The sequence below is a fragment of the Gemmobacter lanyuensis genome (assembly GCF_014652355.1).
In the GTDB taxonomy this organism is placed as follows: Bacteria; Pseudomonadota; Alphaproteobacteria; order Rhodobacterales; family Rhodobacteraceae; genus Gemmobacter; species Gemmobacter lanyuensis.
Genome location: NZ_BMYQ01000006.1, coordinates 1 through 24,802 on the forward strand (window position 1 = coordinate 1; position 24,802 = coordinate 24,802).

Annotated in this window: 25 protein-coding genes and 1 riboswitch; of the genes, 14 read left to right on the forward strand and 11 right to left on the reverse strand. The window is 66.9% G+C overall.

Annotation, left to right across the window (positions count from 1 at the left end):
• The 5 genes from IE101_RS10795 to IE101_RS10815 all read left to right on the forward strand — a co-directional run.
• On the forward strand, positions 1-310 hold a 310-nt coding region (locus tag IE101_RS10795; protein WP_268247279.1), incomplete at its 5' end, for an acyl-CoA dehydrogenase family protein.
• 89 nt (positions 311-399) lie between these two features.
• Entirely contained in the window at positions 400-2,583 is a 2,184-nt protein-coding gene (locus tag IE101_RS10800) for a thiamine pyrophosphate-dependent enzyme (protein ID WP_189633849.1), read from the forward strand.
• Positions 2,580-3,608 carry an ACP S-malonyltransferase gene (locus tag IE101_RS10805; protein WP_189633850.1) on the forward strand — a complete coding sequence of 343 codons (1,029 nt, stop codon included), beginning with the start codon at positions 2,580-2,582 and terminating at the stop codon, positions 3,606-3,608. Before IE101_RS10800 ends, IE101_RS10805 begins: the two co-directional genes overlap by 4 nt.
• Position 3,609: 1 nt before the next feature.
• Positions 3,610-5,103, forward strand: coding sequence for an L-piperidine-6-carboxylate dehydrogenase (gene amaB / locus IE101_RS10810; protein WP_189633851.1), 1,494 nt, complete (start codon positions 3,610-3,612; stop codon positions 5,101-5,103).
• A gap of 146 nt (positions 5,104-5,249) precedes the next feature.
• On the forward strand, positions 5,250-6,329 hold the full coding sequence (locus IE101_RS10815; RefSeq protein WP_189633852.1) for a saccharopine dehydrogenase family protein: 1,080 nt from the start codon (positions 5,250-5,252) through the stop codon (positions 6,327-6,329).
• 74 nt (positions 6,330-6,403) lie between these two features.
• Here IE101_RS10815 and IE101_RS10820 read toward each other — a convergent pair whose 3' ends face one another.
• From IE101_RS10820 to IE101_RS10835, 4 genes are read right to left on the reverse strand one after another with little or no spacing between them, the layout of a single operon-like run.
• Complete coding sequence (locus tag IE101_RS10820; RefSeq protein ID WP_189633853.1) at positions 6,404-7,294, reverse strand: peptidoglycan DD-metalloendopeptidase family protein; 891 nt, start codon at positions 7,292-7,294, stop codon at positions 6,404-6,406.
• A 15-nt stretch (positions 7,295-7,309) separates the two neighbouring features.
• Positions 7,310-7,909, reverse strand: coding sequence for a recombination mediator RecR (gene recR / locus IE101_RS10825; RefSeq protein ID WP_189634050.1), 600 nt, complete (start codon positions 7,907-7,909; stop codon positions 7,310-7,312).
• Entirely contained in the window at positions 7,906-8,250 is a 345-nt protein-coding gene (locus IE101_RS10830; RefSeq protein ID WP_189633854.1) for a YbaB/EbfC family nucleoid-associated protein, read from the reverse strand. Before IE101_RS10830 ends, recR begins: the two co-directional genes overlap by 4 nt.
• Before the next feature lie 12 nt (positions 8,251-8,262).
• Positions 8,263-10,032, reverse strand: a complete 1,770-nt coding sequence (locus tag IE101_RS10835; RefSeq protein ID WP_189633855.1) for a DNA polymerase III subunit gamma/tau — start codon at positions 10,030-10,032, stop codon at positions 8,263-8,265.
• Between the two features lie 133 nt (positions 10,033-10,165).
• Between IE101_RS10835 and IE101_RS10840 the strand changes: the two genes are divergently transcribed.
• The 4 genes from IE101_RS10840 to IE101_RS10855 all read left to right on the forward strand — a co-directional run bounded on the left by IE101_RS10840 (position 10,166) and on the right by IE101_RS10855 (position 13,675).
• Positions 10,166-10,492 (forward strand): DUF3775 domain-containing protein, encoded by a 327-nt coding sequence (locus tag IE101_RS10840; protein ID WP_189633856.1) that lies wholly within the window; start codon positions 10,166-10,168, stop codon positions 10,490-10,492.
• Positions 10,493-10,649: 157 nt separating this feature from the next.
• Positions 10,650-11,372, forward strand: a complete 723-nt coding sequence (locus IE101_RS10845) for a GntR family transcriptional regulator (protein WP_189633857.1) — start codon at positions 10,650-10,652, stop codon at positions 11,370-11,372.
• A 75-nt stretch (positions 11,373-11,447) separates the two neighbouring features.
• Positions 11,448-12,338: a dihydrodipicolinate synthase family protein gene (locus IE101_RS10850; protein WP_189633858.1), complete on the forward strand. Its 891-nt coding sequence runs from the start codon at positions 11,448-11,450 to the stop codon at positions 12,336-12,338.
• The gene (locus IE101_RS10855) at positions 12,338-13,675 is read left to right on the forward strand and encodes an NAD(P)/FAD-dependent oxidoreductase (RefSeq protein WP_189633859.1); all 1,338 of its coding nucleotides are present in this window, start codon (positions 12,338-12,340) and stop codon (positions 13,673-13,675) included. Before IE101_RS10850 ends, IE101_RS10855 begins: the two co-directional genes overlap by 1 nt.
• A gap of 16 nt (positions 13,676-13,691) precedes the next feature.
• Here IE101_RS10855 and IE101_RS10860 read toward each other — a convergent pair whose 3' ends face one another.
• Genes IE101_RS10860 through thiC form a run of 6 tightly spaced genes read right to left on the reverse strand, consistent with a single transcriptional unit; the run spans position 13,692 to position 18,937 of the window.
• Entirely contained in the window at positions 13,692-14,660 is a 969-nt protein-coding gene (locus tag IE101_RS10860; RefSeq protein WP_189633860.1) for a HesA/MoeB/ThiF family protein, read from the reverse strand.
• A complete protein-coding gene (locus IE101_RS10865) occupies positions 14,657-15,253 on the reverse strand; it encodes a thiamine phosphate synthase (protein ID WP_189633861.1) in 597 nt (198 codons plus the stop codon). Before IE101_RS10865 ends, IE101_RS10860 begins: the two co-directional genes overlap by 4 nt.
• Complete coding sequence (locus IE101_RS10870; protein ID WP_189633862.1) at positions 15,253-16,014, reverse strand: thiazole synthase; 762 nt, start codon at positions 16,012-16,014, stop codon at positions 15,253-15,255. Before IE101_RS10870 ends, IE101_RS10865 begins: the two co-directional genes overlap by 1 nt.
• Positions 16,015-16,018: 4 nt before the next feature.
• The gene (gene thiS, locus IE101_RS10875) at positions 16,019-16,216 is read right to left on the reverse strand and encodes a sulfur carrier protein ThiS (RefSeq protein ID WP_189633863.1); all 198 of its coding nucleotides are present in this window, start codon (positions 16,214-16,216) and stop codon (positions 16,019-16,021) included.
• The gene (locus IE101_RS10880) at positions 16,206-17,150 is read right to left on the reverse strand and encodes an FAD-dependent oxidoreductase (protein ID WP_189633864.1); all 945 of its coding nucleotides are present in this window, start codon (positions 17,148-17,150) and stop codon (positions 16,206-16,208) included. The genes thiS and IE101_RS10880 overlap by 11 nt, the downstream gene beginning before the upstream one ends.
• Positions 17,150-18,937 (reverse strand): phosphomethylpyrimidine synthase ThiC, encoded by a 1,788-nt coding sequence (gene thiC / locus IE101_RS10885; RefSeq protein WP_189633865.1) that lies wholly within the window; start codon positions 18,935-18,937, stop codon positions 17,150-17,152. The genes IE101_RS10880 and thiC overlap by 1 nt, the downstream gene beginning before the upstream one ends.
• Before the next feature lie 476 nt (positions 18,938-19,413).
• Here thiC and queF point away from each other — a divergent pair, with 476 nt between their 5' ends.
• From queF to IE101_RS10905, 4 genes are all read left to right on the forward strand, one after another.
• Positions 19,414-19,875, forward strand: coding sequence for a preQ(1) synthase (gene queF, locus IE101_RS10890; protein WP_189633866.1), 462 nt, complete (start codon positions 19,414-19,416; stop codon positions 19,873-19,875).
• A gap of 88 nt (positions 19,876-19,963) precedes the next feature.
• Positions 19,964-21,010 (forward strand): AbrB family transcriptional regulator, encoded by a 1,047-nt coding sequence (locus IE101_RS10895; protein ID WP_189633867.1) that lies wholly within the window; start codon positions 19,964-19,966, stop codon positions 21,008-21,010.
• 99 nt (positions 21,011-21,109) lie between these two features.
• Complete coding sequence (locus IE101_RS10900; protein ID WP_189633868.1) at positions 21,110-21,577, forward strand: RrF2 family transcriptional regulator; 468 nt, start codon at positions 21,110-21,112, stop codon at positions 21,575-21,577.
• Entirely contained in the window at positions 21,574-22,959 is a 1,386-nt protein-coding gene (locus IE101_RS10905; protein WP_189633869.1) for an NAD(P)/FAD-dependent oxidoreductase, read from the forward strand. The genes IE101_RS10900 and IE101_RS10905 overlap by 4 nt, the downstream gene beginning before the upstream one ends.
• Here the strand turns inward: IE101_RS10905 and IE101_RS10910 are convergent.
• Positions 22,956-23,336, reverse strand: coding sequence for a DUF1636 family protein (locus IE101_RS10910; protein WP_189633870.1), 381 nt, complete (start codon positions 23,334-23,336; stop codon positions 22,956-22,958). The genes IE101_RS10905 and IE101_RS10910 overlap by 4 nt on opposite strands.
• Before the next feature lie 34 nt (positions 23,337-23,370).
• A riboswitch (cobalamin riboswitch) is annotated at positions 23,371-23,574 on the reverse strand.
• A 138-nt stretch (positions 23,575-23,712) separates the two neighbouring features.
• Between IE101_RS10910 and IE101_RS10915 the strand changes: the two genes are divergently transcribed.
• Positions 23,713-24,795: a CobW family GTP-binding protein gene (locus IE101_RS10915; RefSeq protein WP_189633871.1), complete on the forward strand. Its 1,083-nt coding sequence runs from the start codon at positions 23,713-23,715 to the stop codon at positions 24,793-24,795.
• Positions 24,796-24,802 lie beyond the last annotated feature (7 nt).

Consider the following 24,802-nt stretch of genomic DNA (forward strand, 5'->3'; position numbering starts at 1 on the left):
GCTGAAGCTGGCGAACATGCTGACCGACATCAGCCTGGGCCTGCAGGCAAGCCTGCGGGTGGGGCGGCTGCTCGACGCGGCCAATGCCGCGCCCGAGATGATCTCGATCGTCAAGCGCAACAACTGCGGCAAGGCGCTGGAGATCGCCCGCTGGGCCCGCGACATGCACGGCGGCAACGGCATCCAGGAGGATTTCCAGATCATGCGCCACATGGTCAACCTCGAAACCGTCAATACCTACGAGGGCACCCACGACGTCCACGCCCTCATCCTCGGACGCGCCATCACCGGCATCCAGGCGTTCTTCTGATCGACATTCGGGCGCATCCCGCAGCCAGGGGCCACTGGCCAAAGGATGCGCCCGGACCCCCACAGGGCCCCAAAAGGAAAAGACCCGGCATGGATCGCGCCGATATCGTTCACGACAACTTCCTGCGTCGCGTTGCGTCGCGGGACCTTCCGCATGGCAACGCCCCTTCGGGGGCGCTTTCGCCGTTTCAGGCGGTGGGTATTTATCGCGCCGCCTGTCTCAGCCGCGCGCTCGACCGGCAAAGCCGGGTGATGCAGCGGGCCGGGCAGGGGTTCTATACCATCGGCTCTTCGGGGCATGAGGGGCTGGCCGCCGTGGCCGCCGCGCTGCGCCCGACCGACATGGCGTTCCTGCATTACCGCGACGCGGCCTTCCAGATCGCGCGCAGTGCGCAGGTGCCGGGGCAGAGCATCGCCTGGGATATGCTGCTGTCCTTCGCGGCTTCCAGCGAAGACCCGATTTCGGGCGGGCGGCACAAGGTTCTGGGGTCCAAGGCGCTGAGCATTCCGCCGCAGACCTCGACTATCGCCTCACATCTGCCCAAAGCGATTGGCGCGGCCTATGCCGTGGGCGCCGCGCGCCGCCACCGGCCGGAACATGCCGAACTGCCCGATGATGCCATCGTCTATTGCAGCTTCGGCGATGCCTCGGCCAACCATTCCACCGCGCAGGGTGCCTTCAATACCGCGCAATGGACCAGCTACCAGTCGATCCCGCTGCCGCTTTTGTTCTGCTGCGAGGATAACGGCATCGGCATTTCCACCAAGACACCCAAGGGCTGGATCGCGGCGACCTTCCAGAACCGCCCCGGTCTGAAGTATTTCGCCTGCGACGGGCTGGATATCTTCGACACTTTCGCCACCGCGCAGGCCGCCGCCGCCTATGTGCGGACGCGCCGCAAACCTGCCTTCCTGCATGTCCGCACCATCCGGCTTTATGGCCATGCCGGGGCGGATATGCCCACCACCTATCTGTCCCGCGAGGAGGTCGAGGCCGAAGAGGCGCAGGACCCGTTGCTGCATATGGTGCGGGGTCTGGATCAGCTGGGCGCGCTTACCCCCGATGGCGCGCTGGAGATCTATACCGACACCAATGACCGCGTGGCCCGCATCGCGGCCGAGGCCGTGACCCGCCCGCGCCTCAAGACGGCGGCGGATGTCATGGCATCCCTCATCCCGCCCCGGCGGGCCTGCAAGCCCACCAACGGCCCCAGCCCCGAAACCCGCGCGCAGGTCTTTGGCAGCGATCTCAAGCAGATGGCGGAGCCGCAGATCATGTCGCGCCTCATCAACTGGGCGCTGACGGACCTGATGCTGGCGCATCGCGAAATCGTCATGATGGGCGAGGATGTGGGCCGGAAAGGCGGCGTCTATGGCGTCACGCAAAAGCTTCAGGCCCGCTTCGGCCCGGATCGGATGATCGATACGCTGCTGGATGAACAGTCGATCCTCGGCCTTGCCATCGGCATGGCGCAGAACGGTTTCTGCCCGATGCCGGAGATCCAGTTCCTGGCCTATCTGCACAATGCCGAAGACCAGCTGAGGGGCGAGGCCGCGACGCTGCCCTTCTTCTCGAACGGGCAATACACGAACCCGATGGTGCTGCGGATTGCGGGGCTGGGCTATCAGAAGGGCTTTGGCGGGCATTTCCACAATGACAACTCGGTCGCGGTGCTGCGCGACATTCCGGGGTTGATCCTGGCCTGCCCGTCGAACGGGGCCGATGCCGCGCGGATGCTGCGCGAATGTGTGCGCCTTGCGCGCGAGGAACAGCGGCTTGTGGTCTTCCTGGAACCCATCGCGCTTTACCCGATGCGGGATCTGCATGCCGACAAGGACGGTGGCTGGATGCAGGTTTATCCCGACCCCTCCGAGGTGATCGCGCAGGGTGAGGTGGGCGTGCATGGCACGGGCGACGATCTGGCCATCGTGACCTTCGGCAATGGTGTATACCTGTCGCGTCAGGCGGAACCCGCGCTGGCGCAGGCCGGGATCAAGACCCGTATCATCGACACCCGCTGGCTTTCGCCCCTGCCCAAGGCGGCACTGACCGAGGCTGTGCGGGGGGCGAAACGCATCCTTATCGTCGATGAAACCCGCCACACCGGCGGCGTGGCCGAGGCGCTGATGGCCCATTTCCACGAAGCCTGCCCCGGCCTGCCATTGGCGCGCATCACCGCCGAGGACAGCTTTATCGCCACCGGCCCGGCCTATGCCGCTACCATGCCGTCGCGCGACAGCATCATCGCCGCCGCCCTGGAGATTTGCGCATGAAAACCGCGGTCGTGATCTGCCCCGGCCGGGGCACCTATACCAAAACCGAACTGGGCGTTCTGGGGCGCCATTTCGCGGACAAGGGGTTGCTTGCGAATTTCGATGCCCGCCGCGCGGCGCTGGGGCAAGAGACGCTGTCGGCGCTGGATGGGGCGAGCAGCTATTCGGTGTCGCGTCACACCCGCGGCGACAATGCCAGCGCGCTGATCTATGCCGCGACGCTGGCCGATTTCCGGGCGATCTCGGGCGTCAAGGTCGTGGCGGTGACGGGCAATTCGATGGGCTGGTATTCCGCCTTGGCCTGCGCCGGGGCGCTGACCGCCGAGGGCGGGTTCGAGGTGGTCAACACCATGGGCACGCTGATGCAGGAACGCCTGATCGGGGGACAGCTGATCTATCCCTTCGTGGATGAAAACTGGCAGCCCGATCCCGCCCGCAAGGCCGAGCTTCTGGCCCTTGTGGCCCGTATCGATGCGCCGGGTCAGCGTCTGGCTCTGTCGATCGATCTGGGCGGCATGCTGGTTCTGGCGGGTGAGGACGCGGGCCTGAAGGCGTTCGAGGCTGCGGTGCCGGTGGTGCAGGGGCGTTTCCCCATGCGGCTGGCCAACCACGCGGCCTTCCACACCCATCTGCAGGCCCCCGTGGCCGAAGCCGGACGCGCGCGTCTGGCCCCCGGTCTGTTCGGGCAACCAAATCTGCCGCTGATCGACGGGCGCGGCCATATCTGGTGGCCTGACGCGACCGATACTCAAGCCTTGTGGGATTACACCCTGGGCCATCAGGTGGTCGAAAGCTATGACTTCAGCCGCGCCATCGCCCATGCCGCGCGCGAATTCGCGCCTGATCTGTTCATCGTCACCGGCCCCGGCACCACGCTGGGCGGGGCCGTGGCGCAAAGCCTCATCCTTGCCGATTGGCGCGGAATGAGGTCCAAATCCGATTTCCAGCGCCTGCAAGAATCCGCGCCGCTTCTGGTTTCCATGGGAATGGAAGCGCAGCGCCATCTGGTCACCAAGGGAGACTGACATGACCCACGCCGAAACCCTCAGCGCCGCCGGCCTGTCTGCGGCCGAAATCACCGGGGGCACCCTTGCCGTCCGGTCGCCTATCGACGGCGCGGTCGTTGCCCATGTGCATGAAACCAACCCGGCCGACATGCCCGCGATCATCGCCAAATCGCAGGCTGCCTTCCGTGCCTGGCGCACCGTTCCGGCCCCGCGCCGGGGCGAGCTGATCCGCCTCCTGGGCGAAGAGCTGCGCGCCGCCAAGGCCGAACTCGGGGCGCTGGTCACGCTTGAGGCGGGCAAGATCACCTCGGAAGGTCTGGGCGAAGTGCAAGAGATGATCGACATCTGCGACTTCGCCGTCGGCCTGTCGCGTCAGATCTATGGCCTGACCATCGCCTCGGAACGTCCCTCGCACCGGATGATGGAAACCTGGCACCCGATGGGCCCCTGCGGCGTCATCTCGGCCTTCAACTTCCCCGTGGCGGTCTGGTCGTGGAACGCGGCGCTGGCGCTGGTCTGCGGCGATCCGGTCATCTGGAAACCCTCGGAAAAGACCCCGCTGACCGCCATCGCCAGCATGAAGATCATGGAACGCGCGCTGGCCCGCTTTGGCGATGCGCCCGAAGGTCTGGTGCAGCTGGTCATCGGCGGCCCCGCCATTGGCGAGGCGCTGGTGAATTCCAAGGACGTGCCGATCATCTCGGCCACCGGCTCGACCCGTATGGGCGGCATCGTCGGCCCGAAGGTCGCGGCGCGCTGGGGGCGCCCGATCCTCGAACTCGGTGGCAATAACGCGATGATCGTGGCGCCTTCGGCCGATCTCGACATGGCGGTCCGCGCCATCGTCTTTTCGGCCGTGGGCACGGCGGGGCAGCGCTGCACCTCGCTGCGGCGTCTGATCGCGCATAACTCGATTAAGGATGATCTGGTGGCGAAACTGGCCAAGGCCTATGCCAGCCTGCCCATCGGCGACCCGCGCAAGGCCGGTACGCTGATCGGCCCGCTGGTGGATTCCGCAAGCCGTGACCGGATGCTCGCGCAGATCGCCAAGGCCCGCGCGGAAGGTGGCCGCGTCCATGGCGGCGAGGCGGTCGAAGCGGTGGCCGGGGGCGCCTATGTCTCGCCCGCGCTGGTCGAGATGCCCGCGCAGACCGATACCGTGCGCGAGGAGACCTTCGCCCCGATCCTCTATGTCCTCGGCTATGAAACCCTGGATGAGGCGATTGCCCTGCAGAATGACGTGCCGCAGGGCCTGTCCTCCTGCATCTTCACGCTGAACATGCGCGAGGCGGAAACCTTCCTCTCGGCCGCCGGGTCGGATTGCGGCATCGCCAACGTGAACATCGGCCCCTCGGGCGCCGAAATCGGCGGGGCCTTCGGGGGCGAAAAGGAAACGGGCGGCGGGCGCGAAAGCGGCTCGGACGCCTGGAAGGGCTATATGCGCCGCCAGACGAACACCATCAACTACGGCGCTACCCTGCCGCTGGCACAGGGCGTGAAGTTCGACTTCTGATCCTTTTCGGGGTGGCGGTCATTTTGCCCGCCACCCTGTTATTTTGCCGCAAAATCACGTCACATCTGGCGGTCTGTCCGGCGAAATCGGCACCCCTGTCTTTTAGCCTGAGCGCATAAGAAACGTTCAGCGGACAGGAAATCCCTATGTCATTCAACAAGATCGCGGTCCTCGGCCTAGGCAAGGTCGGCTATCTGGCGGCCGAATTGCTGGTCGAAAGCGGTTTCACCGTCACCGGCATCGATGCGCGCGAAACCACCGCGCCTTTTGCCACGAAAACCGTCGATCTGTCGGATACCGCCGCGCTGAAAGCCGCGCTGGCCGGGCAAGAGGCCGTTCTTTCCTGCCTGCCCTATCACCTGAATATCGGTGTCTCGACCGTGGCCCATGGGCTTGGCCTGCATTACTTCGACCTGACGGAAGATGTGCCCACCACCAAACATATCCGCGATCTGGCCGAAACCGCGCAGGGCCTCATGGCGCCGCAATGCGGGCTGGCGCCGGGCTTTGTCGGCATCGTCGCGGCCGATCTGGCCAATCAGTTCGAAACCGTCCGCTCGATCAAGCTGCGCGTAGGCGCCCTGCCGCAGAACCCCACGGGCCTTCTGGGCTATGCCTTCAACTGGTCGCCTGAGGGCGTGGTGAACGAATACCTCAACGACTGCGAAGTGATCGAGGAAGGCGTGCTGAAAACCGTCAGCGCGATGGAATGGACGGAAACCATCTTCATCGACGGCATTCAGCTTGAAGCCTTCACCACCTCCGGCGGGCTCGGCACCATGTGCGAAACCTACCTCGGTCGGATCGAGAACCTTGATTACAAGACGATGCGCTACCCCGGCCACGTCAAGCTGATGAACTTCTTCTTCCACGAACTGCTCATGCGCGAAAACCGCGCCGAAGCGGGCCGCATCCTGACCAATGCCAAACCCCCGGTGGACGAGGACGTGGTCTATGTCCATGTCGCCGCCGAAGGCCGCATCGGGGGCCAGCTGCGCCGCAAGGAATTTGTCCGCAGCTACTACCCGATCGAAATCGGCGGCAAGTCCCGCACGGCGATCGCCTGGACGACCTCCGCCTCGGTCGTCGCGGTGATCGAGATGGTGCGCGCAGGCACCCTTCCGGCCAAGGGCTTCCTCAAGCAAGAGGACATCCCCCTTACGCCTTATCTTGCGACCCGCACGGGCAGCTATTACCAGATCGGCCACCGCGCCCGCCACGCCTGATCCGGGGCCTTCGGGTCCCCTTTCATCTTGGCAAAAATATCCTGGGGGTCCGGGGGCAAAGCCCCCGGCCGCCGTCAGCCAAAGGCGCCCTCGGGCAGGCGCAGGATCAGATTGGGATCGGGGCAGATCTGCTGCCAGACATCCCAGAAACTTTCGTGCCCGACACCAAAGAAATTGCCGCCCTGCTGGTCGAGCATGTCGGTCATGATCTGGAAATGCAGATGCGGGGCCCAGCCGCCGTTTTCGGGCCAGTCGCCCAGATGCGCGATGACCTGCCCGGCCGCGACCTCGGCGCCCGGCTGGCAAAGTGTGGGCAGGCTTCCCCCCAGATGCCCATAGAGCGTGTGGAAGGTCCCCGCCTCGGTCACATGGTCAAGGATCAGCGTATGCCCGTAATCCAGCGGATCGGCGTTATAGACGACCGACCGCACCCGGCCTGCCAGCGGCGCATGCACCGGCGTTCCGGCGGGCGCAAAGACATCGATTCCCATATGGATCATCCGCCGCTCGGCGCTGGCGGCGTCGGCGAATTGTGCGGCGGTATAGACGCTGCGCTTTTCGCCATAGGGGCCAAGGCCATAGTCCACCCCCTGTGTGGCGAACCAGGCATCAAAGGCCGGGTCCGAATAGGCGGGCATCTCGTGCAGCTGACCGCCCGTCAGCAGCGCCATATGGCGGCTTGCCGCAATATCGGGCGCAAACATCGGTGCAACCGGGGCGCGACCCAACCAGTCGATGATCGCGGCCGCCTGCGGCACGGCAGGTAGCCCTGCGCCATCGCGGATCAGACAGGCGAGCAACCCCTTGTCCACGGCGCGCAGGCGATCACCCTCGGGCGCAGAGCCAAGGGCGGCCAGCACCTCTTCAACGCCCACGGGGGCCGACCGCGCCGCCGCGCGCAATGCGCCATAAAGATTGTCCTGCCCCCGCAGCGCCGCCGCGATCCGTTCTGCCGCCTCTGACATCCTGCCCCCGTTTCCTCAGACCCGCCGCCGCGCCCGCAAGGCTGCGCCGATGGTGCCGTCATCCAGATAATCCAGCTCGCCGCCAATCGGCACGCCCTGCGCCAGCGAGGACACCTGCACCCCCGTCGCCGCCAGCGCGTCTGCTATGTAATGCGCCGTCGTCTGCCCATCGACCGTGGCATTCAGCGCCAGGATGACCTCGCGCGTCTGCTCTTCCTGCACCCGCCGCACCAGCAGCGGAATCCGCAGCTCATCCGGCCCAAGACCGTCCAGCGCCGAGAGCGTGCCGCCCAGCACATGATAGCGGCCGCGGAAGGCGCCCGCCCGCTCCATCGCCCACAGGTCCGCCACATCCTCGACCACGCAGATCTCGCCGGTCTGGCGGCGCGGATCGGTGCAGATGGGGCAGGTGTCTTCTGTGCCGATATTGCCGCAGACCGAACAATCCCGCGCCGAAAGCGCGACATGCGCCATCGCTTGCGCAAGCGGCGCCATCAGGGGCCCGCGCTTTTTCAGCAGCATCAGCACCGCCCGCCGGGCGGAGCGCGGCCCAAGCCCCGGAAGCCGGGCCATCAGGCCGATCAGATCCTCGATATCGCCTGGCGCGCCCATCAGAACGGCAGCTTGAAATCCGGGGGCAGGCCAAGCCCTTCGGTCAGCTTTGCCATTTCCTGCTGCCCGCGCGCGGCGGCCTTGGCCTGCGCGTCTTTCAGCGCCGCCACGATCAGATCCTCGACCACTTCCTTTTCGGACGGGACGAGGATCGCGGGATCGATCTCCAGCCCGGTGATCTCGCCCTTGGCAGTACAACGTGCCTTGACCAGCCCTGCGCCCGCCTCGCCGATCACCACGACCCGACCGAGGCTGTCCTGCAATTCTGCCATCCGGGTCTGCATTTCCTGCGCGGCTTTCATCATCTTGGCCATGTCGCCAAGCCCGCCCAAACCTTTCAGCATCCTGTCGTCCTTTCAGTCTTCCTCGAAGGGGTCCCATTCATCCTCGACCTCGGGCAGGGCTGTTACGGCAGCCTCTTGCGCCATGGCCTCGGGCGTGCGGATTTCGGTGATCTTCGCCCCGGGAAATGCGGCCAGAACCGCCCGCACCAGCGGGTGTTCCAGTGCCTCGGCCTCGGCCTTCAGGCGTTCGGCATCACGGGCTTCGGCCACGGTGGGGGCACCCCCTGATCCCACGACCGAAACCCCCCAGCGGCTGCCCGTCCAGCCCTGGAGCCGTTGCGCCAGCTGCGCGGCCAGATCGCGGGGGGCCTGAGGGGTGGGTTCGAATTCGATCCGCCCCGGCGCATATTTCACCAGCCGCACATGGGCCTCAACCGCCAGCAGCAGCGCCATGTCGCGCTTTTCGCGGATCAGATCCAGCACGTGATCGAAGGTGGCATAGACCTTCAGCCGGTCTTCGGCCACGGCCAGCGCGGCGCCGCCGCTCATCGTCGGGGCCATCGCAGGACTGCGGGCCGGCGCCATCATCCGGGCGGGGGCATGGACCATGCCACCACCGCCACCGCCGCCCGCTGGCGCGCCACCGGCCCCGCCACCGCCCGGATGCACGGGCGGCGGCCCGGCCTGAAGGCGGCGCATCAGCGCCTCGGGGTCGGGCAGATCGGCGACATGCGTCAGACGGATGACCGCCATCTCCGCCGCCATCATGGCATTGGGGGCAAGGCTGACCTCTTCGATCGCCTTCAGCAGCATCTGCCACATCCGGGTCAGCACCCGCATCGGCAGCCGCCCGGCCATATCCAGCCCGCGCGCGCGTTCATCGGGCGGGGTGGTCGGGTCTTCGGCGGCCTCGGGCGTGATCTTGATGACCGAAATCCAATGGGTGATTTCCGCCAGATCGCGCAGCACGGCCATCGGGTCGGCGCCGTCCGAATATTGCGCCGCCAGTTCCGCCATGGCCGCCGGGGCGTCGCCCCGCATGATCATGTCGAAAAGATCGAGCGTCCGTCCCCGATCTGCCAGACCCAGCATCGCGCGAACCTGATCGGCGGTGGTTTCCCCCGCCCCATGCGCGATGGCCTGATCCATCAGGCTCATGGCGTCGCGGACCGATCCTTCGGCGGCGCGGGTGATCAGCGCCAGCGCCTCCGGCGAAAGATGCGCGCCTTCCTTGCCTGCAACCTTGGCCAGATGTTCCATCATCACCTCGGGCTCGATCCGCTTCAGATCGAACCGCTGGCAGCGCGACAAAACCGTCACCGGCACCTTACGGATTTCCGTGGTGGCAAAGATGAACTTCACATGGGCCGGCGGTTCCTCCAGCGTCTTGAGCAGCGCGTTGAACGCGCTGGTCGAGAGCATGTGAACCTCGTCGATGATGTAGATCTTGTAGCGCGCGCTGGCCGCCCGGTAATGCACGCTGTCGATGATTTCGCGGATGTCGCCCACACCTGTGCGCGAGGCCGCGTCCATCTCCATCACGTCGACATGGCGGCCTTCGCTGATCGCGCGGCACTGGTCGCAGACCAGGCAGGGTTCGGTCGTGGCGCCGCCCGTGCCATCGGGGCCGATGCAGTTCAGCCCCTTGGCGATGATGCGGGCGGTGGTGGTCTTGCCCACACCGCGCACCCCGGTCATCACGAAGGCATGGGCGATCCGGTCGGCCGCAAAGGCGTTCTTCAGCGTCCGCACCATCGCCTCTTGCCCGATCAGATCGGCAAAGGTCTGCGGTCGGTATTTGCGGGCCAGAACCTGATAGCCCTGCGCGTCGGTTTCGGACATTTGCGCTCCGATGGATGCTTCAGCGCCTAACCTATGCCGCCACCGCCCCAACGTCCAGTTATCCCGGTCCGCGACGTGACGCTGGACAGCGCCGCCGCAGAGGCGCACCATGGCTGTGGAACGGAGGTTTGCCATGCTCGAGATCAGCCCAGCCAAGGTCGTTCACATCATTTATCAGGCGCGCGAAGGCGATATGGCCGCCGCCGAATTGCACGCCTTCATCCGGGGGCTCAACGATGACGAACAGGCCCATCTGGTCGCGCTGGCCTGGGTGGGGCGCGGGGCCTTTGACGCTGCCGATTTCGCCGAGGCCGTCGAAACCGCCTATCAGGAACGGATGACGCCCACAGACGGCTATCTGATGGGGATGCCCCATCTGGCCGAAAATCTGGAGGCGGGGCTTGAGGCGATGGGCGTCGATGTCTCTGCCGTCGAGGATGATTTCCTGCGCGATCACTAGGCTCTGCCCACCGGCCCGAATCGGGGTGGCTCGGAAGATCCGGCCAACCCTTTCTGCATGACAGCCGCCCCGTCTGCCGGGCGGCTTTTGTGTTCTCTTCACACGGGCTTGACGGGCGACGAAAAGAATACCAAAAGTATTCCAAACGGAGGCGCCGATGAAATCCCCCACAGATCTGCCCGCAGACAGCACGCAGGACCGCCGTCATGCCCTGGTTCAGGCGTTGCGGCGCCGGATCCTGACGATGCAGATCGCCCCCGGCGCTGTGCTGGATGAATATGCCCTGGCCGATGAATTCGGCCTGTCGCGCCCCCCCGTGCGCGAGGTCATGCGTCAGATGGCTGGCGAAGGCTATATCGAGCTGGAGCCGAACCGCCCGGCCCGGGCCGCCGCCATGGGGCATCAATCCCTGCGCGATTTCTTTCTTTTCGCGCCACTGGTCTTTGTGGCCAGCACCCGCCTTGCTGCCGAACGCCACAGCCGGGCCGAGCTTGACGGGCTGAAAGAGATCCAGCGTCAGTTTCGCGCGGCCATCGCGGCCGGGGATGTCGAAGCGCGGGTCTTTGAAAACGACCGCTTCCATCTCAGGATCGGTGAGATGGCCCATAATGCCTATGTCCTGCCTAGCCTGCGCCGCTGCCAGATTGACCATGCCCGCATTGCGATGACCTTTTATGCCGATCACGGCACAGCGCAGTCGCCGCGCCGGATGATGGAACGGGACGAAGCCGCCCAGCAGCATGACGAGATCATTGACGCCATTGCCGCGCGCGACCCTGATACCGCCGAAGCCCTGGTGCGCGCGCATCTGGAACTCTCGCGCCGCAATATGGCGAGCTATGCCGCTCCGGCCAGCATGAACCTGCGTATCGTCTCCTGATCTGCAGCGCCGCGCCTGCCCACCCCTGAACACCGGGTTGCCCCCGGCCACCCGCCCGCCCTTACAGGAGAACCCATGTCCAGTTTTGCCTTTTCCGGCCTGAATCTTGCGCTGGCCACCCCCTTTGATGATGCGGGCCGGGTCGATTTCCCTCGGTTAGAAGCGAATATCGAACGCTACCTTGACGCAGGCATTCGCGGGTTCGTCCTGTCCTCGGGGACCGGGATGCATGTCTACATGTCGCCAGAGGAAGCGCAGGCCGTCATTGCCCGGGGCGCCAAGGTCATCAACGGTCGCGCGCGGGTCATTGCCCAGACCTCTGCCCTGATGGCGGAAGATGTGGTTGCGCGCACCAGGCGGGCTGCAGACGCCGGGGCTGACGGGGTGATGGTGCTGCCGCCGTTCTTTGAGGGCCCGACCGATGACGATGGTATCGTGGATTTCTACGCCGAGGTCGCTGGCGCGGGGCTACCGGTGATCGGGTATAACGTGCCCCATGCTGTCGGGGTCGAAATTACCCCCGCGTTGTTTCAACGTCTGGCACAGATCCCCGGGTTTGCGTCGGTCAAGGATTCGTCGGGCGATCTTGCGGCACAGGCGGCACTGATCCGCACGGGTCTGCCGGTGATGAACGGGGCAGATCCCCTTGTGCCCTATGCGCTCTTGGCCGGGGCGTCGGGGCTGATCTGGGGCGGGGCGAATTTTGCCCCCAGGACTTGCCTTGCCGTGGTGAAGGCGGCGGGTGAAGGCCGGTGGGCCGATGCGCGGCGGATCTGGGCCGATCTTGAACCGGTCATGTCGCTGATCTGGGAGGGGAATTATGTCCAGACCGTCTATGCCGCGGCGGCCCTGACCGGCTATGCCGCCGGGACGCCGCGCAAACCTTTGCGGGCGCTGGCGGCCGACCGTATCGCGGCGCTGCACGCCGCCCTTGGCCCGTTGCGAGAGATCGAGGCCGCCCTCTGATGGCGCCTGTGCTGACGGCGCGCGCCTTCCCTCGCCACCCCGGCGTTTCGGGCTGGGTTGCAATGCTGTCGCCCCGCGTTCCCGCGCAGGCGTTGGACGGGCGTCAGACCGCCGATGTCGTGGTGATTGGCGCAGGCTTTGCCGGGCTTGCCGCCGCCCGCCGCATGTTCCAGCTGGACCCATCCCTGCGCATTCTGATGCTTGAGGCGGGACAGGTGGGCGAAGGTCCCGCAGGCCGCAATTCGGGCTTCATCATCGACCTCCCCCATGAGGTGTCTGCCGACAGTCTGGGCAGTGATCAGGCGGATCATGCGCGGCGTGATATTTTTAATAACCGCACGGCCTTGGCGCTTGTGCAGGACATGGCCGAGGAACAGGGCTGGGGGACCGAGATCTTCAATCCGTGCGGGCGATATTCGATCGCGCGGGGGGCGAAGGGGGATCATCACCTTCAGGAATATGCCGCGCAGTTGACCGCCCTAGGGGAAGCGCATCGCCTTTTGTCTTCTGCCGAGACCGCAGCCCTGACGGGGAGTTCGGCTTTCAGCGCCGCCCTTTACACGCCCGGAACGGCCCTGATCCAACCGGCCGCCTTTGTGCGCGCCTGCGCGGATGCCCTGCAGGCCCGCCGCCTGCGCCTGCATGAACAAAGCCCGGTGCGGCGGATCACCCGGCAGGGTGCAGGCTGGCAGGTCGAAACGGCGCAGGGCCAGGTGGCCACGGGCCGGGTGGTTCTGGCCGTGAACGGACACGCCCAAAGCTTTGGTCTGCTGCCCGGTCGTCTGATGCATGTCTTTACTTATGCCTCACTGACGCGGCCCTTCGATCCGCGGCGGCTGGGCGGAGCCCGGGATTGGGCCGCAACCCCGGCCCTGCCGATGGGCACCACGCTGCGCCGGATCGCGGGGGCGGATGGTGACCGGCTGCTGGTCCGCTCGCGCTACAGCTACAACCCTGGCTTGACAGTGGGCGAAGGGGCTTTGCGACGCGCGGGGCAGCTGCATGATCGCAAGCTGGCCAGCCGCTTTCCGGCTTTGGCGGGGGTGGGGATGGACCATCGCTGGGGCGGGGCCATGGCGTTGACCTGGAACAGCGTCCCTGTGGTGGAAGAGGTGGAGCCCGGTCTTTGGCTGGCCGCAGGGTGCAACGGCGTGGGGGCCACCAATGCGACCGCAAATGGCATTGTTGCGGGTGAGCGCGCCTTGGGTGTGCTGTCTGCGTTGGGGCGCGATTACGCCGCCGCCCCGCCGCCGAAGCGCATCCCGCCCGAACCTTTCGCGACAATCGGTGGCAAAGTGGCGCTGGGCTGGAAGGAATGGCGCGCGGGGGATGAATGACCCGCAGAAGGCGCGGTTATTCATCCCCCAGCGCCACAAGAGCAAGGTCGCGGTGCCCCAGCCCGGCCAGATGCCGCGCCGCGCGCCAGGCCCGCAACCCGCTGCGGCAGCACAGCACGATGCGGCCGGGGGGCAGCGGTGGCCAGGTTGCCGCATCATCGGCCTGCAGGCGCTGGGCGCCGGGGGTGACGGGTGTCGGCGCCTCGGCCGGGCCGCGCAGATCGATCACCTGATCCTGCGCTGTCAGGTCGGTGCGGGCGATGAAGGGCAGGGCCGTCGCGGGTTCCGGCGCGCCGTCAAAGCGAAAGCCCCCCAACCGCAGCCCCGCCAGATCGACCGTCAGCACCTGACCCAGCGGTGAGGGGGTCAGCTCCAGCAGCACCGAGAGCGCCATCTGTGCCTGCAGTGCCCCCAGCGTCGCCACCACCGGACCCAGCACCCCGGCGCTGGCACAGGTCGCCGCGCGCTGGGGCAAATCGGGAAAGACCGCGCGCAGGCTGGGCGCCCCACCGCAGAATCCGCCGACATAGCCCGTCATCCCCAGGGCCGAGGCGCTGATCAGCGGCATGCCCTGCCGCTGACAGTGATCCGACAGGATATAGCTTGCGGCAAAGCTGTCGGCGGCATCGATCACCAGATCGCAGCCCGCCAGCGCCGCTGGCGCCAGCGCGGGGTCAAGCCAGCGATCCCAGACCTCGATCTTCGGATCGGGGTTCAGCGCGGAAAGGCGCGCGGTGGCGCTGGCGGCCTTGGGCTGGCCCAGATCCGCCATGGAAAACAGCGTCTGGCGGTGCAGGTTGCTTTCGCTGACGCGGTCGGCATCGACGATCCGCAGATGCCCCACCCCGGCGCCGGCCAGCGCGGGCAGGACGGTGGCGCCCAGCCCCCCGGCCCCGACTACCAGCACCCGCGCCGCGGCCAGCCGCGCCTGCCCGGCATCGCCCACCTGTGGCAACACCCGCTGCCGGGCGTAACGGTCGGTCATGGCTGCCTCGTCGCTGCGATCCAGTCGCGGCTGCGTTGGGCGGGGTCGGGGGCGGTGACGATATCGGTCACTACGGCGGCGCTGTCGGCCCCGGCGGCAAAGACCCCCGGCAGCCGGTCGATCGTCAGCCCGCCGATGGCGACCAGCGGGCGGGCTCCGATCGCGCGTTTCCAGTCGGCCACCCGGTCAAGCCCCTGCGGCGCCCAGGGCATTTGTTTGAGCAGCGTGGGATAGACCGGCCCCAGCGCAATATAGGCCGGGTCGAAGGACAGGGCGCGCTCGCGCTCGGCCTCATCATGGGTGGACAGGCCAAAGCGGATGCCCGCACGGCGCAAGGCAGGGATATCGGCGGTCTCCAGATCCTCTTGCCCCAGATGCACGAAATCGGCCTGCAGGTCGATGGCAGCCTGCCAATGGTCATTCACCACCAGTTGCGCGCCATGGGTGGTGCAAACCTGCTGCGCGCGGCGGATCTGCGCGCGGGTATCATCTTCCGTCGCGTCCTTAAGGCGCAGTTGCACCAGTCGCACGCCAAGCGGCACAAGCCGTTCGATCCAGTCCGCATCGGGGACAATCAGGTAGAAACGGTCCATCACAGCAGCTCCGCCATGCCAAAGATCGGGGTTGAGGGGGCGGCCATGTCGCGCCGGGGCATCAGCCCCGCCTCATGCGCCAACCGCCCCGCCTGCACCGCAAGCCCGAAGGCCCGCGCCATGGCGACGGGATCGGCGGCCTTGGCCACGGCGGTGTTCAGCAGCACGGCGTCAAAGCCCATCTCCATCGCCGCCGCTGCCTGTGAAGGGGCGCCGATCCCCGCATCGATCACCAGCGGCACACCTGCGAAATGCGCCCGCATCGACCGCAGCCCTTCGGGGTTGCGCAGCCCCTGACCTGATCCGATCGGGGCGCCCCAGGGCATCAGCACCTCGCACCCGGCCTCAAGCAGGCGTTCGCCCAGGATCAAATCCTCGGTCGTATAGGGAAAGACCTTGAACCCCTCGGCGCAAAGGACGCGCGCCGCCTCGACCAGCGCGAAGGGATCGGGTTGCAGGGTGTCGGCATGGCCGATGACCTCAAGCTTGATCCAGTCGGTGCCGAACAGCTCTCGTGCCATGCGGGCGGTGGTGATCGCCTCCTGCGCGGAATGGCAGCCGGCGGTATTGGGCAGCAGGTGACAGCCCGCCTGCGCGATCAGATCGCGGAAGCCGCCGCCGCCCGGCCCTTCGCGCCGCAGCGAGACGGTGATGACCGCGGTGCCCGAGGTCCGGATCGCCTCGGCCAGCACGGCGGGTGAGGGGTATTGCGCCGTCCCGAGCAGCAGGCGCGAGGCGATTTCGGTGCCATAGAGCCGCATCGCCTCAGCCCCCCTGCATCGGGGCCAGAACCTCGACCTTGGCGCCCTCCGACAGGGGGGTGGCGCCACGCAGGCCAAGGGGAACGAAATGGCCGTTCAGGGCGGTGGCGACGCAGGCGGCCTCATACCCCAGTTCGTCGATCAGGTCGGACAGGGTGGTGGCGCGCAGCTCTTGCGGGGTGCCGTTCACTTCAAGACGCAAGGGGAACCTCCTGAAACAGGGTTTGGGCCAGCCGCTCGGCCAGCGCGGGCGCCATGAGATAGCCGTGACGGTAAAGGCCATTGATGAAGATCCGGTCGCCCTGATGCACAATGCGGGGGATATTGTCGGCAAAGGCCGGGCGCAGCCCCGCGCCGGTTTCGATCAGCGCGGCCTCGGCCAGCGCGGGATGCAGGGCATAGGCGGCAGAGAGCAGCTCCATCACCGAACGGGCGGTGATGGGCCCGTCCTGATCCGTCTCGATCATGGTGGCGCCGACCATGAACAGGCCCGGACCGCGCGGCACGATATAGCAGGGAAAGCGCGGATGCAGTAGCCGCACCGGGCGGTGCAGGTGGAACCCGTCGCAGCGCAGCAGCAGCATTTCGCCCCGCACGGCCCGCAGGCCCGCCAGTTCGCCCCGCGCCGACAGGCCGCGACAGTCGATCACCTGTCCGCGCGGGCGGGCATCGGTGCCGAAATGCAGCTCGGCCCCCAGGGTAAGCAGCCGGTCGCGCAGCGCCTGCAGCGCGGCGCGCGGGTCAAGATGCGCCTCATCGGCGAAGAACAACCCCCGCGCAAAGCGCCCCGCCAGATCGGGTTCCAGCACGCCGGGATCGACGGGCGCATGGCCCTGCGTTGCGCGCGCAAAACGCCCGAGTTCCGCCTGATCGCGCGGCGGCGCCACGACCAGCGTGCCGTGGGTCAGCACGCCGGGCACGCGGGCAGCCCACCAGTCGCGGGCGGCTTGGCCTGCGACTACAACTTCTTGTGGTGCGGCCTCGCCTTCGCAAAAGGGGGCGAGCATCCCGCCCGCGTACCAGGACGCCCCGGTGGGGTCGGGGCTGGGGTCGATCACCTCGACCCGCGCCCCTCGTTCGGCCAGCGCTGTGGCGGCGCAAAGCCCCGCCACCCCGGCCCCGAGGACCGAAAACATCACTCCTCTACCTTCACATAAAGGGCGCCGCCCTCGCGGAACTTTTCGGCCATGGCGGTCATGCCCGCCTGCTTTTCCGCCTCGGCCCGGATGTCCTGGCTGATCTTCATCGAACAGAACTTCGGCCCGCACATCGAACAGAAATGCGCGACCTTGTGCGCCTCTTTCGGCAGGGTTTCATCGTGGAAAGCGCGGGCAGTATCGGGGTCGAGCCCAAGGTTGAACTGGTCTTCCCAACGGAATTCGAACCGTGCCCGTGACAGGGCGTCATCGCGCATCTGCGCGCCGGGGTGGCCCTTGGCCAGATCGGCGGCATGGGCGGCCAGCTTGTAGGTGATGACCCCGGTCTTCACGTCATCGCGGTTGGGCAGGCCCAGATGTTCCTTGGGCGTGACATAGCAAAGCATCGCCGTGCCGAACCAGCCGATCATCGCCGCGCCAATGGCGCTGGTGATATGGTCATAACCGGGGGCAATATCGGTGGTCAGCGGCCCGAGCGTGTAGAACGGCGCCTCGTGGCAGTGCTTCAGTTGTTTGTCCATATTGGCCTTGATCTTGTGCATCGGCACATGACCCGGCCCTTCGATCATGACCTGGCAATCCTTGGCCCAGGCGATCTTGGTCAGCTCGCCCAGCGTTTCCAGTTCGGCAAACTGCGCCGCGTCATTGGCATCGGCGATCGATCCGGGGCGCAGCCCGTCCCCCAGCGAGAAGCTGACATCATAGGCGCGCATGATATCGCAGATCTCGTCGAAATGTTCGTAGAGAAAGCTTTCGCGGTGGTGATGCAGGCACCATTTGGCCATGATCGATCCGCCGCGCGACACGATCCCGGTGACACGTTTTGCCGTCAGCGGGATATAGGACAGCCGCACCCCGGCGTGGATGGTGAAGTAATCCACCCCCTGTTCCGCCTGTTCAATCAGGGTATCGCGGAAAATCTCCCATGTCAGATCCTCGGCCACGCCGCCGACCTTTTCCAGCGCCTGATAGAGCGGGACCGTCCCGATCGGCACCGGGGCATTGCGCAGGATCCAGTCGCGGATGTTGTGGATATTGCGCCCGGTGGACAGGTCCATGACGGTATCGGCACCCCAGCGGATCGCCCAGACCATCTTTTCCACCTCTTCCTCCATGCTGGAGGTGACGGCGGAATTGCCGATATTGGCGTTGATCTTCACCAGGAAGTTGCGGCCGATGATCATCGGCTCCAGCTCGGGGTGGTTGATATTCGCGGGGATGATCGCCCGCCCGGCGGCAATTTCGGCGCGGACGAATTCGGGCGTGACCAGATCGGGGATCGAGGCGCCGAAATCTTCCCCGTCGCGGGCGGTCGCGGCTGCCGTGCGGCCCAGGTTTTCGCGGATCGCCACATATTCCATCTCCGGGGTGATGATCCCGGCCTTGGCATAGGCCAGCTGCGTGACGGCGCGGCCCTGCGTGGCGCGCAGCGGGCGGTGCTGCAGCGGAAAGCCCGGCACCAGCCGCGCGCCTTCGGCAAAGCCGTTGTCCGCGGGCTGCACTGCACGACCCTCATATTCCTCAACCGCGCCGGTGCGGCGTTGCCAGGTGCCGCGCACCGGGGCCAACCCCTTGCTGATGTCGATGACGCAGGCCGGATCCGTGTAAGGCCCCGAGCTGTCATAGACCATCAGCGGCGCCTCATTGCTGATGGCGATCTGGCGCATGGGCACGCGGATGTCATGGATCTGCCCCGGCAGATGCACCTTGCAAGAGGCCGAAAGCCCCCCGGTGGTGATGCGCGGCGGTGTGGTTGGTTTGTTCATCGTGGTCTCCTCACAAGTGATGAGACCCAGGCAGAACATGAGGCAGAAAGGGGCCCTTTGGCCCTGCGGTATCCGCACATGGGCCAAGTGGCCCGAGGGGCCACCCATCATCAGATGCGGGGGGAATGCCCTTCGGTCTTCCTACGCCAGTGTCAACTGGGTCAGGTTCAAAGGGTCGCTTCACCGGGCCCCGGTGAGGGGGTCCTGTCAGCCTCTCAGTCCCCTCGGCGGGACTCCCCTGACGTGGCGGCAAGATGGCGCAGGGGGACGGGGCTGTCAACCGGGCTGCGGCGGGGTTTGTGCAAGGCGGCTTGGCAGCGGGGCGGGGCGGGCGTATGTCAGGCCCACCGGTCGCAGCCTACCCGGTTAACAAAACAAGGACCCTGACCCCGATCTGCCCGCGCGGCGGCCCGCTTTGCGGGCCTCCGTCAGGGCGGTCGGCAGGCCCGGCTGCGCCCTTTGTGAAAGGACAGCGCATGGAAACGATCTATAGCAATCTCAAGCAATTGGGCGGCAGGACCGTTCTGCCCGATTCCCCCGAAACCGCCGAGCTGGAGCGGGTGGAAAACTCGCAGAAGGGCGTGTCCTACTGTGTGCGCTTCACCGCGCCCGAGTTCACCTCGCTTTGCCCGATGACGGGCCAGCCCGATTTCGCGCATCTGGTGATCGATTATGTGCCGGGCGACTGGCTGGTCGAATCGAAATCGCTGAAGCTTTTCCTTGGCTCGTTCCGCAATCACGGTGCCTTCCATGAGGATTGCACCGTGTCGATCGCCCGGCGGCTGGTGGATTTCCTTGCGCCGCAGTGGCTGCGGATCGGGGGGTATTGGTATCCGCGCGGGGGCATCCCGATCGACGTGTTCTGGCAAACCGGGGCCATGCCGCAGGGCGTCTGGATCCCCGATCAGGGGGTGCCGCCCTATCGCGGGCGCGGCTGAGCCGGGGCCGAGGCTGGAACCGCGCGGCGGGTCTGGGTATTTGAGGATCAAAGGGGGCGCCGTGCCCCTCCAACGCGGACCCGCACCCATGCCCGATTTCCTGCGCCTTGGCCTTTCCCTGTTCCTGGGGGCGGCGGGGGGCGGGGCGTTCCATGCCCTGTCCTTGCCCCTGCCCTGGATGCTGGGGGCGCTGTTTGCCACCATGGTTGCGGCGGTCGCGGGGGCGCCCATGCGCGCGCCGGTGCGGATTCGTCCGGCCACGGTGGCGGTGATCGGGGTCATGCTGGGCGCGCGTTTCAGCCCCGCGGTGCTGTCACAGGCCGGGGAATGGGTGCAGACCCTGCTGCTGCTGACCGGCTATATCTTTGCCGTCGGGCTGACGGTTGTGCCCTTTTACCGGTACGTCGGCCGCTTTGACTGGACCACCGCCTATTTCGCCGGGATGCCCGGCGGCCTGACCGAGATGATCGAGATCGGCGAGGCCAAGGGCGCACGGGTTCAGCCCATCATCCTGGCCCATAGCCTGCGGATCGTTGTCACCATTGCCCTGATCGCCTTCTGGTTTCGGGTGGTGCAGGGACAGGCGGTGGGCGGGGCGCCTGCTCCGGCCGTGCAGTTGGGCTGGGTCGATGCGCTGCTTCTGCTGATCTGCGCGGTGGTGGGCAGCCTGCTGGGGCAGGCGCTGCGCTTTCCCGCGCCGACCTTTCTGGGGCCGCTCGCGCTGTCGGCGGCGCTGCATCTGACGAATGTCACCGCGGGGGCGCCGCCCGCGCTGCTGGTCAATGCGGCGCAGGTCATTCTGGGTACGGTGCTGGGCTGCCGCTTTCAGGGCATCCGCCTGCCCGAACTGGCGCGGGCGGGGCTTCTGAGCCTCGGGTCCACGGTGCTGACACTGGGTCTTGCGCTGGCAACGGGGCTTTTGATGCGGCAGGTGGCCGGGGTGGGTGTGGATCAGGCGCTGCTGGCGCTGGCCCCCGGCGGGCTGACCGAGATGGGCCTGATCGCGCTGGCCATCCATGCCGATGTGGCCTTTGTGGCGCTGCACCATGTGGTGCGTATCCTTTTTGTCATCGTAGCGGCGCCCACCGCCTTTACGCTGATCGGCGGCTGGCTGGCCGGGCGGCGCCGCGGCTGACCCGGCCCCTTGCCACCCCGCCCGAAATTTGTGCTGATTTCGGGCCACTTGCGCCTTGTGCCGATTGATTCCGCCGCAGGCAGGGCTTACCCCTGTCTTATGATCACGCAGAAGATGAAATATGCGCTGAAGGCCCTTCTGACCCTTGCGGACGAGGCCGCGCAACCGCAGCCGCAGGCCCTGACGATCGAAGAGATCGCCAAACGGTCGGGTGCGCCGAAACGGTTTCTGGAACATATCCTTCTGGAAATCCGCAATGCCGGGGTGATCGCCTCGACCCGCGGCCGATCGGGGGGATACAGCCTGATCAAGAACCCGCGCGATGTGTCGATTTCTGAAATGCTGCGGCTGATCGAAGGGCCGATCGCGCCCTTGCCCTGCCTCTCGCGCCGGTCCTACCAGCGCTGCGAGGATTGCACCGATGAGGCCACCTGCCGCATCCGCAAGGTCTTTGCCGAGGTGTTCTGGTCTTATCTGCTGATCATCGAATCGCTGACCCTGGAAGATATGCTGCGCTCGTCCGAAGTGACGACGGCGGTGATGCAGGGCATGGCGGCCGAGGGATGACGCCGCGCCAGTTGGGCGGGGTGTCCTTCTGGTATGCGGACATCGGCCTGCCGGAACGTCGCCGCCCCGCACTGGCGGGGGATCAGACGGCTGATGTCGTCATCATCGGGGCGGGCTATACTGGGCTTTGGACGGCCTATTACCTGTGCAAGGCGCAGCCGGGCCTGTCGGTTCTGGTGCTGGAAAAGGAATTTGCGGGCTATGGCGCCTCGGGGCGGAATGGTGGCTGGCTGACGGGCGGCTTTGCCTGGAACCATGACCGCTATGCCCGAACCCACGGCCCACTGGCGGTGCGCGCCATGGTCGATGCCATGAATGGTACCGTCGCCGAGGTGCTGCATGTCGCCCGCCACGAACAGATCGACGCCGATATCCTGCCCACGGATGAGCTGATGGTGGCCACCGCGCCCGCCCAGCTTGCGCGGCTACAGGCCGAGGTTTCCCATCGCCGCAGCTGGGGCGAAGAGGGCCGCGTCCGCAGCATCACCGCCGCCGAGGTCGCCGCCCGCATCGCGATTCCGGGCGTGCTGGGGGGTATGATCGTCTCGGGCGTGGCGCGGGTGCAGCCGGCGAAACTGGTGCGCGGGCTGGCCCTCGCCGCCGAACGCGCGGGCGCCCGCATCCATGAGGGGACCGAGGTTCTGTCCTATGCCCCCGGAGAGGTGCGGACGACCCAAGGCACCGTGCGCGCGCCCGTGATCCTGCGCGCGACCGAGGGCTTCACCGCCACCCTGCCGGGCCATCGGCGGGATTGGCTGCCGCTCAATTCCGCGCAGATCGTGACCGAACCCTTGCCCCCCGAGGTCTGGGACCGGATCGGTTGGCACGGGCATGAGATTCTGGGCGACTTCGCCAATGCCTATTGCTATTGCCAGCGCACGCGTGAAGGGCGGATCGCGGTGGGCGGGCGCGGGGTGCCGTATCGCTTTGGCTCGGCCGTGGACCGATCAGGGGTGCCGGATGCCGAAACGCTGCGCCGCCTGACGGCGATCCTGCACCGTCATTTCCCCGCCGCGCGCGGGGCGCGGATCGACCATGGCTGGTGCGGGGTGCTGGGCGTGCCGCGCGACTGGTGCGCCACGGTGGGTTTTGACCCGGCCACGGGCCTTGGGCATGCGGGCGGCTATGTGGGGGTCGGGGTTTCGACCTCGAACCTTGCGGGGCGGACGCTGGCCGATCTGGCCCTGCGGCGCGATACGGCGCTGACGCGGCTGCCTTGGGTCAACCGTCCCGTCCGTCGGTGGGAGCCCGAGCCCCTGCGCTGGATTGGGGTCCATGCGCTTTATGCAGCGCTGAATGCGGGGGATCGGCGCGAAGCCCGGCTGGGCCTCGCGCGGACCTCGACGCTGGCGCGGGTGGCGGGCTGGCTGGCGGGGCGTTAGCTGAGCGCGCCCGCACGGCTGACGATGGCGGCGGCGCTGCCGGGCACCTGTGCCTGACCCATGCCCTGCTCGGCCCGCCGGGCGCCGGCGACCAGATCTTCAAGATCTGCGCTGTCGGCCACATCGCCGAAGACCCAGGCCCCCTGCGCCGTGGCGCGCCAGGCGATCTGGCAGGGTCGGCTGCAGGCAGTGATTTGCGCCGTGCCCGAGATTTCGAATTCGGCGCCCGGACGGGCGCTGTCGATGGCGGCGGTCAGGCGCCCCATCAGCATCAGGCCGGGCAGGCAGGCCTGTCCCTGATGGCGGCAATCGATGCACAGGCGGATAGGGTGGGCCGAAACGGCCATAGCGCGCAGGTCGCGCGGGAACTGGGTCATCATCTTCTCCTTCCGGGGCACCCCGCCCGGATGTCAGGTTGATCGGACGATGGCAGGTCTCCTGACTTGCGGGTCGCGGCGTCCCTCCTCCTTCCCGGCGCGGGGCGCCAGTGGATTGCGGGGAACGCTCACCGCTTACAGTTGCGGGGGCAGTCACGGAATTGGCGCCTTGCGGCGCCGCACCGCGTTCCCTTTTCACCCGGCCTTGACGCCGGGCACCATCACCCCAAAGTTCGCGCAAAAGCGGGGCGCGGGTCAAGCCCGGCTGCGTCACGCGGCGGCCTGTGGGCGACATGTCGCAGTCTGGCCAAGCCCCGCCGCAAGCTGTAGTGTAGCCCACCACCCTAGCCCCACGACCCCAGCCGGAGCCGCGCCGATGAAACCTGCCCCCCGTATCCCTGTCACCCTGATCACCGGCTATCTGGGTGCGGGCAAGACCACCTTGCTCAATGCGCTGCTGCGCGACCCGGCGATGGGCAAGGCTGCCGTGCTGATCAATGAATTCGGTGACATCGGGCTGGATCACGACCTCATCGTCGAGACGACGGAAGAGATGGTACTGCTCGAGTCGGGCTGCATGTGCTGTGCGGTGCGCGGCGATCTGACCAAGGCGCTGACCGGGCTTCTGGCGCGGCGCAAGGCGGGGGCGGCGCAGTTTGACCGCGTGGTGATCGAAACCTCGGGTCTGGCCGATCCGGGGCCGATCCTGCACACGTTGCTGGTAGAAGAGGATCTGGCGAAGGGTTTTCGCATGGACGGGGTGGTGACGCTGGTCGATGCCGCCCATGGCGAGGCCACGCTGGACCGCGGGTTCGAGGCCGTGGCGCAGGTGGCCATGGCTGATCTGGTGGTTTTGACCAAGACCGATCTGGTGCCTGCTGCAACGGTCGACTCGCTGCAGCGACGGCTGAAGGGCATCGCCCCCAACGCGCGGCAGATCACCGCCGATCACGGCACGGTGGCGTCGGGTGCGCTGTTCGGGCTGGGCATCCCGGCCGAGCTGTCCGAGGCCAGTGCGGCCGAGGCCTGGGTCAATGCCGCGCCTGCGCGCAAGCCCCTACCGGCGCTGACGGCCTTCGGGTCGCAGCACGGGTTGTTCGGCGCGGCCTTCACCCAGACCCAGCCCTGGGCCGCCCGGCATGATGACCGGATCCGCTCGGTTTCGGCGGTCATCGACCAGCCGATCCATCCGGGGCTGTTCAACATCTGGATCGATACGCTGATTCAGCTGCGCGGCCCCGATATCCTGCGCTTCAAGGCGCTGATCTGGCTGGAGGGCGAGGAGGAGCCCTATGCCATCCATGGCGTGCAGCATGTCTTTGACCCGCCGGTCAAGCTGGCGCGCGCGCCCAAGGGTGACCGCAAGAGCCGCATCGTGATCATCGGGCGCGATCTGGCCGAGGGGGTGTTGGAAGAATCGCTCGCCTTTCTGAATAGTCCGGCCGAGACGCTGCGCTGAGGTCGCT

Coding starts and splice junctions, on each gene's coding strand:
- IE101_RS10800 (WP_189633849.1), top strand. CDS start 400: ATGGATCGCGCCGATATCGTTCACGACAACTTCCTGCGTCGCGTTGCG.
- IE101_RS10805 (WP_189633850.1), top strand. CDS start 2,580: ATGAAAACCGCGGTCGTGATCTGCCCCGGCCGGGGCACCTATACCAAA.
- amaB (WP_189633851.1), top strand. CDS start 3,610: ATGACCCACGCCGAAACCCTCAGCGCCGCCGGCCTGTCTGCGGCCGAA.
- IE101_RS10815 (WP_189633852.1), top strand. CDS start 5,250: ATGTCATTCAACAAGATCGCGGTCCTCGGCCTAGGCAAGGTCGGCTAT.
- IE101_RS10820 (WP_189633853.1), bottom strand. CDS start 7,294: ATGTCAGAGGCGGCAGAACGGATCGCGGCGGCGCTGCGGGGGCAGGAC.
- IE101_RS10830 (WP_189633854.1), bottom strand. CDS start 8,250: ATGCTGAAAGGTTTGGGCGGGCTTGGCGACATGGCCAAGATGATGAAA.
- IE101_RS10835 (WP_189633855.1), bottom strand. CDS start 10,032: ATGTCCGAAACCGACGCGCAGGGCTATCAGGTTCTGGCCCGCAAATAC.
- IE101_RS10840 (WP_189633856.1), top strand. CDS start 10,166: ATGCTCGAGATCAGCCCAGCCAAGGTCGTTCACATCATTTATCAGGCG.
- IE101_RS10845 (WP_189633857.1), top strand. CDS start 10,650: ATGAAATCCCCCACAGATCTGCCCGCAGACAGCACGCAGGACCGCCGT.
- IE101_RS10850 (WP_189633858.1), top strand. CDS start 11,448: ATGTCCAGTTTTGCCTTTTCCGGCCTGAATCTTGCGCTGGCCACCCCC.
- IE101_RS10855 (WP_189633859.1), top strand. CDS start 12,338: ATGGCGCCTGTGCTGACGGCGCGCGCCTTCCCTCGCCACCCCGGCGTT.
- IE101_RS10860 (WP_189633860.1), bottom strand. CDS start 14,660: ATGACCGACCGTTACGCCCGGCAGCGGGTGTTGCCACAGGTGGGCGAT.
- IE101_RS10865 (WP_189633861.1), bottom strand. CDS start 15,253: ATGGACCGTTTCTACCTGATTGTCCCCGATGCGGACTGGATCGAACGG.
- IE101_RS10870 (WP_189633862.1), bottom strand. CDS start 16,014: ATGCGGCTCTATGGCACCGAAATCGCCTCGCGCCTGCTGCTCGGGACG.
- IE101_RS10880 (WP_189633864.1), bottom strand. CDS start 17,150: ATGTTTTCGGTCCTCGGGGCCGGGGTGGCGGGGCTTTGCGCCGCCACA.
- thiC (WP_189633865.1), bottom strand. CDS start 18,937: ATGAACAAACCAACCACACCGCCGCGCATCACCACCGGGGGGCTTTCG.
- queF (WP_189633866.1), top strand. CDS start 19,414: ATGGAAACGATCTATAGCAATCTCAAGCAATTGGGCGGCAGGACCGTT.
- IE101_RS10895 (WP_189633867.1), top strand. CDS start 19,964: ATGCCCGATTTCCTGCGCCTTGGCCTTTCCCTGTTCCTGGGGGCGGCG.
- IE101_RS10900 (WP_189633868.1), top strand. CDS start 21,110: ATGATCACGCAGAAGATGAAATATGCGCTGAAGGCCCTTCTGACCCTT.
- IE101_RS10905 (WP_189633869.1), top strand. CDS start 21,574: ATGACGCCGCGCCAGTTGGGCGGGGTGTCCTTCTGGTATGCGGACATC.
- IE101_RS10910 (WP_189633870.1), bottom strand. CDS start 23,336: ATGACCCAGTTCCCGCGCGACCTGCGCGCTATGGCCGTTTCGGCCCAC.
- IE101_RS10915 (WP_189633871.1), top strand. CDS start 23,713: ATGAAACCTGCCCCCCGTATCCCTGTCACCCTGATCACCGGCTATCTG.